10 protein-coding genes and 1 pseudogene are annotated in these 12,629 nt (G+C 69.7%); 2 read left to right on the plus strand and 9 right to left on the minus strand.

Features of this window, described 5'->3' with window-relative positions; translation table 11 throughout:
- Positions 1 to 2,103: hypothetical protein (locus Dsi01nite_RS54940; protein ID WP_203854512.1), on the plus strand; the 2,103-nt coding region annotated here is incomplete at its 5' end.
- Positions 2,104 to 2,137: 34 nt separating this feature from the next.
- On the opposite strand, the gene Dsi01nite_RS54945 is transcribed toward Dsi01nite_RS54940, so the two are convergent.
- Positions 2,138 to 4,384: a dsDNA nuclease domain-containing protein gene (locus Dsi01nite_RS54945; protein ID WP_203854513.1), complete on the minus strand. Its 2,247-nt coding sequence runs from the start codon at positions 4,382 to 4,384 to the stop codon at positions 2,138 to 2,140.
- A gap of 243 nt (positions 4,385 to 4,627) precedes the next feature.
- On the opposite strand from Dsi01nite_RS54945, the gene Dsi01nite_RS54950 reads away from it, so the two are divergent.
- Positions 4,628 to 5,962 (plus strand): hypothetical protein, encoded by a 1,335-nt coding sequence (locus Dsi01nite_RS54950; protein ID WP_203854514.1) that lies wholly within the window; start codon positions 4,628 to 4,630, stop codon positions 5,960 to 5,962.
- A gap of 178 nt (positions 5,963 to 6,140) precedes the next feature.
- Here the strand turns inward: Dsi01nite_RS54950 and Dsi01nite_RS54955 are convergent, their stop codons facing one another.
- The 8 genes and pseudogenes from Dsi01nite_RS54955 to Dsi01nite_RS54990 form a co-directional block, all read right to left on the minus strand.
- Positions 6,141 to 7,820, minus strand: coding sequence for an enoyl-CoA hydratase-related protein (locus Dsi01nite_RS54955; RefSeq protein ID WP_239137227.1), 1,680 nt, complete (start codon positions 7,818 to 7,820; stop codon positions 6,141 to 6,143).
- Positions 7,821 to 7,885: 65 nt separating this feature from the next.
- Positions 7,886 to 9,406 (minus strand): APC family permease, encoded by a 1,521-nt coding sequence (locus tag Dsi01nite_RS54960; protein WP_203854515.1) that lies wholly within the window; start codon positions 9,404 to 9,406, stop codon positions 7,886 to 7,888.
- A gap of 77 nt (positions 9,407 to 9,483) precedes the next feature.
- Complete coding sequence (locus Dsi01nite_RS54965) at positions 9,484 to 9,879, minus strand: hypothetical protein (protein WP_203854516.1); 396 nt, start codon at positions 9,877 to 9,879, stop codon at positions 9,484 to 9,486.
- A gap of 186 nt (positions 9,880 to 10,065) precedes the next feature.
- Complete coding sequence (locus Dsi01nite_RS54970) at positions 10,066 to 11,166, minus strand: M23 family metallopeptidase (protein ID WP_203854517.1); 1,101 nt, start codon at positions 11,164 to 11,166, stop codon at positions 10,066 to 10,068.
- On the minus strand, positions 11,163 to 11,690 hold the full coding sequence (locus Dsi01nite_RS54975) for a hypothetical protein (RefSeq protein WP_203854518.1): 528 nt from the start codon (positions 11,688 to 11,690) through the stop codon (positions 11,163 to 11,165). The genes Dsi01nite_RS54970 and Dsi01nite_RS54975 overlap by 4 nt, the downstream gene beginning before the upstream one ends.
- Positions 11,687 to 11,881: a hypothetical protein gene (locus Dsi01nite_RS54980; RefSeq protein ID WP_203854519.1), complete on the minus strand. Its 195-nt coding sequence runs from the start codon at positions 11,879 to 11,881 to the stop codon at positions 11,687 to 11,689. The genes Dsi01nite_RS54975 and Dsi01nite_RS54980 overlap by 4 nt, the downstream gene beginning before the upstream one ends.
- A 74-nt stretch (positions 11,882 to 11,955) precedes the next feature.
- The gene (locus tag Dsi01nite_RS54985; RefSeq protein WP_203854520.1) at positions 11,956 to 12,222 is read right to left on the minus strand and encodes a hypothetical protein; all 267 of its coding nucleotides are present in this window, start codon (positions 12,220 to 12,222) and stop codon (positions 11,956 to 11,958) included.
- Positions 12,219 to 12,629, minus strand: a pseudogene (locus Dsi01nite_RS54990) (hypothetical protein); the annotation flags it as partial. The gene Dsi01nite_RS54985 and the pseudogene Dsi01nite_RS54990, both read right to left, overlap by 4 nt.

A 12,629-nucleotide genomic window follows, 5' to 3' on the forward strand; every position in this document is an offset into this window, starting at 1 on the left:
GGCGACGACGGTTCGCTGGTCTGGCGATCGAGACTCGACGATGACGGCGGCCGCGGCGAGACGGACATCGAACATGCGATCGTCAACGCGGTCCGCGACACCGCCATCACGATCGCTGAGCAAGGCGACGAGGCGGCCAGCGCTGTCATCACCGAATTGGAGCGTCGGCCGTGGCTCATCATGCGCCGTCTCGCGCTCCACACGCTCAGCTCGCTGCAAGCCACGGGGTCGGAACTCGCCGCCGCCCGCCTCTGCGATCGAACGTTGGCTGCCGATCTCCGGGTAGAGCCTGAATACGTCGCTCTGCTCGCTCGACGCGGTGCCATTTCTATCGGCGCAGAACATCTCCAAGCGTTCCTCGCCGTCGTTGAGGACGCCTCAAGCCTCTTGGGCAGCGACGACCAGGACGCCATCGACGACTGGACCATCCGCCGGCTCCACCCGATGCAGGCTGTCCTACCGAGCGACTGGGCAGCCCGGCTCCGGGCCTTGGCCACGAAGTTCCAGCTCGCCGACGGCACGGCCCTGGCCGAGCTCGACCGGGTCCCGGCACGTCCGTCGTGGGAAGTCGCGTCCGGGCCCGTGGCGCAGAGCGATCTTGCTGCAATGCCCACTGCCGAACTGGTCGAGTTCCTCCGGAACTGGGAACCAGACCCGACCGATTGGCGCCCGCTCGGACCGACCGCGCTCAACGGCGAGCTGAGCGCGGCGATCGAGCGGGACGCGGCTCGGCGCTCAGCCGACGCCGCGACGTTTATCGGGCTTCCAGCCGTCTATGTCGGCGCCGTTGTCAGCGGGTTGTGGCAAGCGGTGCAGGCCGGTCGCGAGATGCACTGGTCCGGACTGGTGGACCTCGCCACATGGATCAGTCAGGAGGCCGAGCGAGAGCTCGGCACCGTCGACGCCAACCGCGAGCGCGAGTGGCGGCGGCCCCGGTGCGACCTGATGCGGCTGCTACGAGCCGCGCTCAACCGGCCCACCTCGGATCTTCCCGCTGAGCACGAATCCATGATCTGGTCGATTCTCGAGTCGGCCTGCGCTGACCCGGACCCGGCGCCGACCCGCGAGGAGGCGACGGCGTCCGGCAACGGATTCGGGTCGCCACGATCGCTGTCACTCGCCGAGAACGCCGTCCGCCCGCTCGCCATCCGAGCTGCCATCGGCTTCGGGATGCGGCTGCGCCGCCGTGACCCGGACGCGAACCTAGACGCGGTACTCAACCTGCTGGATCACCACATCAACATGTGGGCGGAGCCGGCGCTCGCCGTCCGGTCCGTCTTCGGCGAACGCTTCGCCGCCCTCCTGTGGATGGCGCCGGCGTGGACGCGCGCGAACGCAACGAAAATCTTTCCCGCCGACGACACCGGACGGTTGCTGCTCGACGCCAGCTGGGAGGGATTCCTGGCCTCCGGTCAGGTGCCCGCAACCGCACCCGTGCTGTTGCCGGACGTGTATCAGACGATGGTGCGGCGACCGGCGAAGAGCAACCACGACCGCGACTGGGATCCGTACTTCCTGCTCGGCTGCCACCTCGTGCTGTTCCTGCGGGAGGGCACACTGAGCCTGGATGGACAAGATCAGCTTCTGCGTACCTTCTATTCGCAGGCGTCTGCGGACACCGCCGACCGGATCATGTTCACCACGAGCACCACGCTGGACCGGCCCGAGATCCCTGAGACCGAGATCCAGGCGCTCACGGCATGGTGGGACTTCCGCGTCGCCAAGCTGAAGGGCACCGGCACTGCTGGGGAGCTAGCACATTTCGGGCGCTGGTTTGCGTCAGAGAAATTCGATGTAAAATGGTCGTTTGCCCAGCTCGTGATCGCATTGCAGCGCGCGGGGACGGTGGATTCCGAGTCGGCGGTGCTCGAACGGCTCGCCGGCCTAGCGGATAGTCACCCGTCTGATTGTCTTTCCGTGCTGGAGGAGCTCATCACGCCGAACACCGAGGGCTGGCGCCTGTCCGCGAGTCAGAAGCATCTTGAGACGGTTCTGCGCCACGGAACGGCAGGCGACGAGGTGGACTACAAGCGGTCGCAGCGGCTGATCAGCCGGCTCGCGCTGCACCATGGCGTCCGGCTCCGCCACCTGCTCCGTCCCTGATCGCGACGGCCACGTATTCCGCCGACCCATCCGGTCATAGGGACGCCAGGAGGACGCCGGCGTCCGCGTCGGGGTGCCCCCAGCTTCGGCCGAGCTGAGCGAGGCCGTCGGCGAGCCACTGCTGCCGGGTATCTCCGGCAGTAGCAAGGGGCGTGACGATCCTGAATCCGGCTGTCGTGTGCTGTTCGGTCCGGATCGCCAGCCCGAGCAGCGACATGTCGACGGCATCGGGCAACGTCCGGGATCGATCGGTTGGAGTCTCGACCCGGGTCGGCGTGTCGATATGCAACTCAACCGTCGGAGCCCCGAACAGCGCTGTCGCAGGCGGATCGTCAAGGGCACCGATCGGCACGACGTCGATGACGCTTGCCCATGCCGCGTCGAGCACGTGGATGAGCTCGCCCAGTGATAGCCGGAGGTCCTCCACCTTTTCCAACATACCGCCTCGGGCCAGGACGGCCCTCAGCCACGGATCCAACCAGATGGACAGCGACGCGCACGCAAGAATGTGATCCGGAGAGGGTCCGCTAGGTACCGACAGAATGACCTCGTTCACGAGCGCGGCGGCCCCATCGGGGGCCAGGAGCGCTGCACGAAGGTGAACGGTGCGGTCGGTGCCGAACGCGTCGATGCCACTGGCCACCATCCACTCACCTGGGGCGCCGACGGCACCACGGCGGAGCGTCAGCGCCGCAGCGGCATAGCTCAACCCACTGCGGCTCAGGGTCCGTTGGAGACGGGCCCGGCGGGATGCGGTGAGATCGTTCGCGTGCAGATTGGGCCAGGGGAGACGCGCAACCGCCCGCAGTCGGAGGTCTGATGGCACGGACGGTGTCCAGTGCCGCCGGTGCGGGCCCTCGAAGTCGAGAGCCATGGCCGGCCGCCACGACCACCGACCCTCCACAGCCAGCCGGAGGAACGCCGACCGTTTCGCCCACGAGCCCCCGAACAGATCGACACTGCTCGACTGCGGATCGACGACGTTGGGATGTTCGCCAGTGCCGCCCGGAAGGCCGAGGTTGTCGAAGCCTGCGCCGCGGCCTGCCCCGCCCTGGTATTGACGCAACGCCAGCCAGATCGACGCAGGGAGAACGGCGCCGGCTCGTCCCGGTGCCGCGCAGATCACCGAACTGACAGCCTGGCCGTCGGCACTGAACGCCTGGGCAAACCCAGGACCGACCGGCACCGCAAGCGCGAGCGGCGCGCCCAGGCGTCGCTCTCCCCCCGCCGCTTCGAACGCGATGTCGAAGTCGTCTTGAAGGTCGCCGGCACCCTCGCCAACATCGACGTCGCCCAAGGCGGTGATAGACCCAGCGCCGCCAAGGCCCAGTTCTCGCAGGAGCCGACGGATGCGACGTTCGTCCGAGCGTGCATCGAGTTGTACCGGCGCCCGATGCTGTCCAGCGTGTAGGCGAATCAGTTCCGTCACATCGTCTCGGCGTATGGTCCGAGCCTCGACTAATGCCGCCTGCGCCCCGGATGTCGTTCCCGTGCTGCGGCTAGTGAGCCACCCTGCGTAGTCATTGGTAAGCGGCTGACCGATGTTGCGCAGAGCGACAAGATCCACGAGCCGGTCGTAGCACAGTTGGGCGGCATCGCCGTCGTATCCCAACGCCTCCAATGCAGAACGCATCACCTTCGAAACGTGGACAGGCCCGATGTACTGCCGCTGCGGCAGATCGGCTCGGATCATGAGTACGCGCATGAACCGCTCGACGAGCGGCAGGAAGCCGTCCGGAATTGCCAAACGAGCGGTCCGGCCGCCACGTCCCGGACGGGGGGTGACCGGAATGCCTTCGAACGTCCGGGTGTGCCGTGCGGCAAGCAACCCGCGGGCGAGGGCATCGCGGCACGCCGTCAAGGTGGAATCAGTAAACAGCTCTCCATCTGCGGCTCGCATGCATGCCGCCCACACCCCGGCCGCTTCAAGGGCGCCCGGTTTGAGGCTCGCGTTCGTCATGAGCCGCAACGCCAGCTCGGGGAACCGTACGAATCGGTCGAACAGGTGGGCGAGCCCACCCTCGTTACAGAGAGAGATCAGATCCCACGGACCCTGACTCTGCTCACGGTGCTTGCAGCTCACGAACTCGGTCCGGCCGTCGACGAAAACCACGACGTAGTCCTCGTGGATCTCGGTCACGACCAACTGGGCCCGACCGGACCTGAACATCTCGGCGCAGTCGACGGCGGTGCAATGGTGCTGCCATGCATACCGATCCTGCGTGTCGGCGCCCGAGTCTTCGCCCGCAACGACGCCAAGGGGATCTTCAGCCACGGTCACCGCTCGAGTTGGACCCCGGCCAACCCGGCGCCATCGCTACGGAATCAACCATGAACACCCCGCCTGTCCTCTACTGCACGACGGTGCACAGCTGCATTGGCGCACCCGGCCGCCGCTCTGCCGCCAGCTCGCATCAAATCTACATGGCACTATGCAGCGCGAGCCCGTCGTCAGCGCCCTAGCCCGCATCCGGCCAACCCAGACGATCCGCGGTGACGACCCGTACGACACGAGCGAGTTGGGATGGCCACGCATGGCAGCGACCGCTATTCTGTAGGGCTGTCCGGCTTCGCGGCAGCAGCGAGACGGGCGCTGACCGCGGATCGCTCCTTCCGGCGACGTGTGAGGCGCGCGATGACTGCCCCAATCTCCTCCGACACTGACGCGCTCTTGCGTCCGCTGGCCGCACCGCAGCAGAGCCTGCTGGACATCGTCGGCGATACGGTGATCTCGACCGGCAGCTGGCCGGTGTACCAGTACGTCCAGGCCAAGCTGGACGACCTCGGGCTGGACATCGACGAAGTGTGCGCGGGCCTGCCGTCCATCCCGCACGGGCAAACGGCCTATTCACTGATCCGGCGTGATCTCCATCGCCGCGACGAGGAACCTGTGCAGTTGACCATCGCCGGCATGGCACACCTTCCGTCGTTCAAGCCGGCGGTCGACATGTTCATCCGCTTCGTCAACGCGTTGGCCGAGCGGCGAGCAGCTGCACCGTTCGAGCCGGGTCAGGTGATTAAGGTAGAGATCGTCGGGCCTGATCTGGTGGCTGAGCTCGGGCTTCAGGACGCGATGCTCGCCGGGTGGCTGCCCATATTCCTGAACGGTGAGCCTGCCACCTTCCATGGGGCCCAGCCGCTCGGCGAGCGCCGCTGGACGTATCAGCCAGCAAGCTTCCTGCGCCGGTTCCGCGGAGTAGGTGACGTCAACGATTACCTCACCCGGATGCGTGCGTGGATCATGCCGCCTGAGCCCGTACCACTCCCGCAGTCGGTTTCCCCGCTTGGCCTGGTGGCCGCGTTCGACTACCTCGACGTCGTGTGGCAACTGAAGTTCGGCCGGAAGCTGCTACACGTGCCCAGCGCCGAACGCGCAGCAAGGCTGGCCATCCCTGTCGCGACGGCCGAAGAGTTCGACAACCGTCTCAGCGCGCTCGGCGAGATGCTCAAGGGCATGGACGCAGCGCCGGAGGAGGGCGACAGGTTCCTGCTCGTCAAACTGCGCCGCTACCTGAGTCGCAGGCTGGCTACCGAATCACAGCCAGCGATGCGCACAGCCGTCGATATCCTGTTCCACGTCACTCAGATCCGCAACAGCGGCCAACACGCTGGAGCGGCACCGGAAGCCGCTACGGCGTTGCCGGCACTGGGTCTGGCGTTTCCGGTCGCTGACTACGCCGTCGCTTGGCGGACCGTGCAAGCTCAGGTGATCAACGCGTTGGACTCACTCCGTGTCGAGGTCAGCGCCTTGCCCAACTACCTTGCAGGTCCCAGTCAGGCTGCACGACAAGGTCCGGCCCGCACGCGGCGACGTGGATCAGTGCACACCGCCGCGACGCCGCGGGAAACCGCGCCCTGACGGCAGCGCGATAGGCACCCGATGTCACGCCCCTCGCAGGAGATCGGACGTCCGCGGGGCCCCAGAGCCTGCCGGTCACGGGCTGAGCCGCTCCATCGGCGGCCGGTTGGACCTCCAGCGGGGCACCGCCGTCCCACCTCAGCGGGAGCCGATAACGCCAGGGCGAGCAGGTCGGACATCAGGAGCGGTGGCTGGCGATAGCCTGCGGGGCTTGACCGCCGCGCCGTTTGTGGACGAAGTTGGTGCGGCTGGCGGCAAACGCGAGGTGGTCACGGAAGATGTCGCGAGCCATCTTCCCAAGTTCGACGGCCTCGGCGTATGCGATTTCGCTGCGCCGGTTGCTCGCGCGGGTCCGTTTGCCGTCGATCGTTGAGGCCCAGTTGTTCCCTGCGGCGGCGTGGGCTGCCACCTCGAGGACCCATTCATTGAAGGTGCCCGGGTCGCGCGGGCCTGCGTGATCGATGAGGCCGAGGCGGAGCGCCTGGTCGACGTCGACTGGCTGGAGGCTGGTCAGGAGGCGGCGCGCGACCGCGGGGCCGACGCGGGCCGGCAGGACCATGGAGTGCAGCTCGGAGCCGCTGAGTCCGATGTTGTAGTACGGGTTGAGCACGACGCCGTGCCTTGCGACTACGGTGTCGGCGGAGAGGGGCAGCATGGCGCCGCCGGCGCCGGCGTTGCCAGTGATCGCGGCGATGGTGATCCGGCGTGCGTCGGTGGCGAGGGTTCGGCAGACGGCGTTGATGGCGCGGATGCTGGCCCAGGCGGCCAGTTGCGGGTTGTCGGCGGCGTGGATGTGGTTCAGGTCGATGCCGTTGCTGTAGGCGTCGGTGCTGCCGGAGACGATGAGGACGTGGGTGTCCTGCGCGAGTGCTCTACGGAGCGCGGCAGCGAGCCTTCGGGACCAATTCGGGGAGAAGGCCCCGTTGTAGATGTCGAACGTCAGCTCGCCGACCTTCGGGCTGTGCCGGATGTACCGGATTCGCGCCGGTCCTGCGAGGCGTGGGACGCGGTCGAGCAGATCGGCGCCGAGGACGTCCACGGCGGGGAGTTTGATCGCGTCGGGTGCCTGGTCGGTGGTGGCTTTCGCGTGCCCGATCCAGATACCGGTGCCGTCGCCGGCGGCGATGAGCACGGCGTCGTCGTTGCGGCCGAGGATGGTGCCGGGCCGGGTGCGGTGGACAACGTCGACGAGGTCGGCGTTGTAGACGTACAGGTGTTGTCCGGCAATGGTGGTGCGGACGCCGGGTGCGCCGTCGGCGGCGCGGATGTGGCGCAGGATGTGTTCGCCGGGCTCATCCCAGTCAAACGCCCGGTCCACTTGTCGCATGAGGGGCCGCAGGCGGGTACCGGAGACGGTGCGGCGGGCCTGGTCGAGTGGTGTCGGCACGAACTGTGGGTCGGCTGCGTGGTCGAGGACTTCGAGGATGCAGGCGATGGCGGCGTCGGCGACGGGTCCGTTGTAGAGGCTGGACTTGCGGGGCGGGTCGGCGGGCATCGGGAAGGTTCGGGTGGCCCAGATGGGACCGGCGTCCATGTCGGCGACGGCCTGTAGGGCTGTGACGCCCCAGACGGGTTCGTTATCGGTGATGGCCCAGTCGAGGGAGCTGGGGCCGCGGTCGCCGACGGGCCCGGGGTGGATGATGATCGTGGGCCAGCGCTGCCAGATGGCTGCTGGGACGCGGTTCTTGAGGTACGGGCAGATGATGATGTCGGGGTCGGCGCCCCTGACTTTCTCGATCATCGTCGTTTCGTTGCCTGCGACCACGACGTTGACGACGTCGTGGCCAGCGCCACGCAGGGCGCACAGGGCGCGTTGGCTAAGGCCGTTGAGCGCGGAAACGATGAGCAGCACGCGCACGGGTTGAACTCCATTCAGGGCTGAGGGATTCGAGGCTCAGGGCAGGCGTTCAGTGGCGGTGCTGGTCAGCGCCGTTGGCGGGCGGCGCGTTTGCGGCGTCGGCGGCTCCGTTTGCGGCGGACCGGAACCGGCGCGTTTGGCGGTTGCCGGCCTGGCCGCCCGACGGAGCTCGCGGCCGGGGTGCGGGTCGCGACGGCGGGCAGGCGCATCCTGGGTCGCCGTGCCGGTTCCGTGTCCTGCATTGCCGCCACCGGCGCGGCCGGTCTCCCCGTTCCAGTCGTTGCCGCCGGTCGTGGTGGGGTGGTGGGGCGGCGGCGGGTGGCCTGCCAGGTCAGTGCGGCGCCGGCGATGGCGGCGGGGATGAGGAGGTTGGGGCCGGCGGTGCCGAGGACGGCGGCGGTGATGGCGGTGCCGGTGAGGGCGGCGAGGGTGTGCCAGCCGGCCGGGAGGAGCAGCGCGGCGGATGCCATGCCGGCCAGCGCGACGGCGGCGAGCAGGACGGAGACGAGCCGGATCAGGTCGCCGGGCGGGATGTGCCACCAGGCGGCGGCTGCGGTGAGGGTGATGGTGGCGGCGGCCTGGACGGCGAGGCTGCGCCGGGCGACGCCGTCCGGCTGGTGTGCGAGCCAGCTGGGTAGGTCCCCGGCGGCGGCGAGGGCCGCGCTTGAGCGGGTTCCTCCGGCGAGGTAGGTGTTGGCGGCGCCGACGGTGAGCAGCAGCGCGACGACGGCGACGACCGGTGGCGCGGCGGGTCCGAGCCCGGCGCGGATGACGTCGGCGAGCGGGACGTCGGCTTGGGCGGCAGCGGTGCCGAGGGTGCCGATCGTGGCGGTGGCGAGGCCGAGGTAGACGACGCCGATCACGACGAGGGTGGTGGCGGTGACGCGGGGCAGGGTGCGGCGGGGCCGGTGCACGGCGTCGGTGAGCGTGGCGCATGCCTCCCATCCGGCGACGCCGACGAACAGCACGGCGCTCGCCTTGGCCACGGCGGCGTATCCGTGCGGGTTGAACGGCGTGAAGTTGCTCGGCTGCAGGTGCCGGCCGGTGGCGGCGAGGCTGATGGTGAGCAGCGTGAGGAGCACGCCGACGACGGCGAGTTGGGTGCGGCCGGAGATGCGGATCCCGGCGGTGTTCGCCGCGATCACCAGGGCAAGGATCGCGGCGGTGATCGCGAGGGCGGTGTGGGGCCCGGCGCCGATGGCGGCGGCGACATACTGCCCGCCGAGCAGGGCGGCTGCGGCGGCGGCGATGGGGACGGCGGCGTAGAACCACCAGCCGACGACAGCGCGGGCGTCGGGTCCGAACGCGCGCTCGGCGGTGGCGGCGATCCCGCCGCCGGACGGGTACCGCACGGCAAGGCTGCTGAACACGGCGGCGATCGGGATGCTGAGCAGCAGCAGCGCGGCCCACGCGAGCAGCGAGGCAGGGCCGGCGTGTCCGGCGGCGATGCCGGGCAGGACGAGGACGCCGGGGCCGAGCAGCGACCCGGTGTAGAGGGCGACCGCAGGCCCGAACCCGATCCGCTGCGACCGCCCTGCTGGCGTCGCCCGCGCCGAACCGTCCTGCCCGGCAGTGGGGCGCCGCACGGGTCGGGCCGAGGCGGAAGCCGGCTGGTCCGGGACAGCTGGAGTGTCGGGCGGTGCGGCTGGTCGAACGGTGAGGGTCATCTCGATTCGCGTCCCGTCAAGTGCGTCAGGTTGATCCCGGCCGCTGCAGGTGCCGGGCGTGCCGGATGCTCGGCCCACTCGTCGCGGCCGAGGTCTTCGCTGCCGTAGAAGTCGGCGTCGGCGGCCTCGCGCAACTCGTACAGCCGTTGCTCGGCGTCGGCCTCGTCGCGTTCCCGCGCCAGCCAATCGTCGCCGGACAGCCGTGGTCGGACGCCGCCCTCGCCGTCGGATTCCCAGCGGTTGCCGTCGTGGACGACGCCGCCCACGACGATGTCGGTGTCGTCGATGGCGTGCTGCCACACCTCGCTGGCCCACCGGCCGCTGTCGTCGGTGTCCGCGCCACCGTCCTTTGAGCTCGCCGGCTCGGGTTGCGCTGGCTCGTCCGGGCTCATTGGGGCTCCCTCGGTCGTGGTGTGGCGTCGTTCAACTGGTCGCCGTCGCGGTGCCAGCTGCGTTCGTGACCGCGCGTCCCTGGCCGTACCGGCGCCCGCCCGAGCGACGCCAGGTGCAGCGGGAGGCGCGGACGGGAACCCGGCGCTCGAAGCCGGGCCGGTGTCGGTCAACTGCTCGCTACCCGCTCATGCGGTGGCTCCGAGCGTTGCGCCGCGGAGTTCCATGAACACGGCGGGGTTTTTGCTGTTGGCTTTGGTGAGCTGGCAGCGGCTGCCGGAGCAGTCGACGCCTTCATGGGTCTCGTAGTGCAGGTGCGGTCCTGAACTGTGCCCGCTGGTGCCGGCCAGGCCGATCCGTTGCCCGGCTTCGACGTGCTGGCCGACTGTGATGTCGGGGCGTCTGACCATGTGGCAGTAGCGCGTGGCGATGCCGCCGCCGTGATTGATGTCGACGTACCAGCCGCACCCTGGCGTTGTCGGGCTGCCGTCGATGTCGCAGTTGCCGGTGCTGTGGTCGCACGCGGCGTAGCTGACGGTGCCGGCCGCGGCGGCGACGATGACGTCGTGGCGTTTCGCGGCGAGATCGACGCCGGCGTGCAGCTTGCCGCCCCGCTGCCCGTACGGCGAGACAATCGTGCCGGGCACCGGGCGGACCCACCCGGACGCTCCTGGCGTGCCGGGCGCGGTGCTGCCGTCGCAGTTGGCCAGGGAGGCGCCGGGGACTTCCTCGATGATGGTGGCGCCCGTGACGGCGGCGGCAACAACGCGCTCCGCGTCCTGTTCCCATTTGGCGTACGCGTCGGGGTACGCGGATCGCTGGACCTTCTGCGCGGCGTCGGTGAGGGCCATGGTGTCCCAGCCCTTGATGGTGAGCAGCTTCTTGTAGAACTTGGTGCTGGCGTAGTTGGGGTCGATGAGCTGTTCGGGGGTGCCCCAGCCCTGGCTCGGGCGTTGCTGGAACAGCCCGACCGAGTCGTGGTCGTTGCGGGTGCCGAGATGGGGCAGGTTGCGCAGGCTGGACTCTTGCATGGCGGTGGCGACGGCGATCACCCATCCGCGGGCGGGGACGCCTAGGCGCTGGCCGGTGGCGACGATGATGGCGGCGTTGCGGACCTGCGGGTCGGCTTTCCACCGGCCGACGTCGGGCAGCCCTTCGGTGCGCACTGTGAGGCCGCCGGGTGGGGTGGGCGCGCACGCGTTGGCGTCGCCGACGACGATGACGACGATGAGTCCGGTGCAGCCGCACACCACGAGGAGGCTGGCGACGATCCAGACGAGGATCTTCATGGCGTCGCCTCAGGGTGAGGTTCGGGTGGCTCGACGTTGACGACGAGCCACCGGCCGTTGAGGCGGACGCAGGTGACGGTGATCGGCCCGGCGTCGGTGCCGACGTCGGCGACGACCGCACCCGCGGTCGCGGTCCGGACCGCCGGCGCCGTGGTTACTTGGGTGGCCGGGACGCCGGCCGGGTCGACGGTGGCGAGTTTGTCGGCGTATGTCGGACTGGTGTAGCGGGCCACGTCGGCGTGCCAGCGGCGCTGGTCGAGTCCGGGCCGGGCCCAGGCGGTCATGAACGCGCTGATCACGTCGAGGGCTGCGGCGTTCGCGGTCGTGGAGGTATCCGGCTGCGCGCCGTCGTCGCCGTCATCTTCCTGATGCGCGCCGCCGTCCTCAGCCGTCGGCGCTGTGGTGACGGCTGGTGTTGTGGTCGGGGCATGCCGTGGATGGCTGCTGCATCCGGTGAGGGCAGCGGCGGTCACCGCCAGCAGGACGCTGGCGGTGACCGTGTACCGGGCGATGTGGTGGTTCATGCGGCGTCGTCGTCCGGTGCGGGCGGCGGCCAGCCGCCCTGGGCGTCGTTGAGCAACTGCCCGGCCGCCCGGATCGCTGCATGCAGCTCGACGAGCCGCTGGCCGCGGGCGCCGGCCGGGCTGCGGCGGCCGCGGTGCAGCAGCTGGTGGACCTGATCCAGTCGGGACTCGAGGTCGTCGAGGGTACGCATGTACCGGACTCGGTCGACCGCCACCGGGCCGGACTCGCCCGTTCTAGTGGCGGGGGCGGGCAGGGTGGTGGCCGTCATTCGGTGTCCAGGTCGTAGTCGCCGTCGACGCGGCCGTCGTCCTGCGCGTCGAGCTCCTCTTCGCGGCGGCGTTCGGCGTGCTGCAGTTCCTCGTCGCGGCGGTCGTCGTAGTGCGGGTCGGTCATGTCCTGCTCCTGTCTGAGTCGGTCAAGGGCGTCCGCGAAGTCCTCGCGGAGGTCATGAATGTCGAGGACGGTCTCTTCGATCGCCTCGGTGACGGTGCGCCAGTCCGCGTCGGCGGTGACCTGCGCCGGTTGGCTCATACCGGCTCACCTCCAGTCGGGTCGGCGCCGGGTGCCGCCGCCGGTGGTTGACCGTGGGCGTCGGACGGTGCGGGCGGGGCGGGCATGGGACGGCCGACGAGGTCGGCTTCAACGGCGTCGAGGGCGGTGTCGCGCCAGTCGTCGGGCCAGGCCAGGTCGGTAGACGGCGGGATGTGGCTGCCGTTGCGGCAGCGGCTGACGTCCCAGCCGCGCAGTCGCTGTCGGCAGCGGGCGAACGACTCCAGCCAGCGCAGCGGCGCGTCGGGGTGCGCGCGGCTGTCGTAGGCGGCGTGCCAGGCCGCGGCGAGCGCGGTGAGTTCTTCGACCATCGGCGGGTGCTGCGGCCAGCAGGACGGCAGGTCCGCGGCGAGCCCGAACCTGTGGTTGAGCCAGCCGACCCAGCCGAT

Origin of the sequence: Dactylosporangium siamense, from assembly GCF_016862795.1 — a bacterium.
Taxonomy (GTDB): Bacteria; Actinomycetota; Actinomycetes; order Mycobacteriales; family Micromonosporaceae; genus Dactylosporangium; species Dactylosporangium siamense.

What these genes read in the sequence shown, in the direction of transcription:
- Dsi01nite_RS54950 (WP_203854514.1), top strand. Translation starts at nt 4,628, where the DNA reads ATGGCCACGCATGGCAGCGACCGCTATTCTGTAGGGCTGTCCGGCTTC.
- Dsi01nite_RS54965 (WP_203854516.1), bottom strand. Translation starts at nt 9,879, where the DNA reads ATGAGCCCGGACGAGCCAGCGCAACCCGAGCCGGCGAGCTCAAAGGAC.
- Dsi01nite_RS54975 (WP_203854518.1), bottom strand. Translation starts at nt 11,690, where the DNA reads ATGAACCACCACATCGCCCGGTACACGGTCACCGCCAGCGTCCTGCTG.
- Dsi01nite_RS54970 (WP_203854517.1), bottom strand. Translation starts at nt 11,166, where the DNA reads ATGAAGATCCTCGTCTGGATCGTCGCCAGCCTCCTCGTGGTGTGCGGC.
- Dsi01nite_RS54980 (WP_203854519.1), bottom strand. Translation starts at nt 11,881, where the DNA reads ATGCGTACCCTCGACGACCTCGAGTCCCGACTGGATCAGGTCCACCAG.
- Dsi01nite_RS54985 (WP_203854520.1), bottom strand. Translation starts at nt 12,222, where the DNA reads ATGAGCCAACCGGCGCAGGTCACCGCCGACGCGGACTGGCGCACCGTC.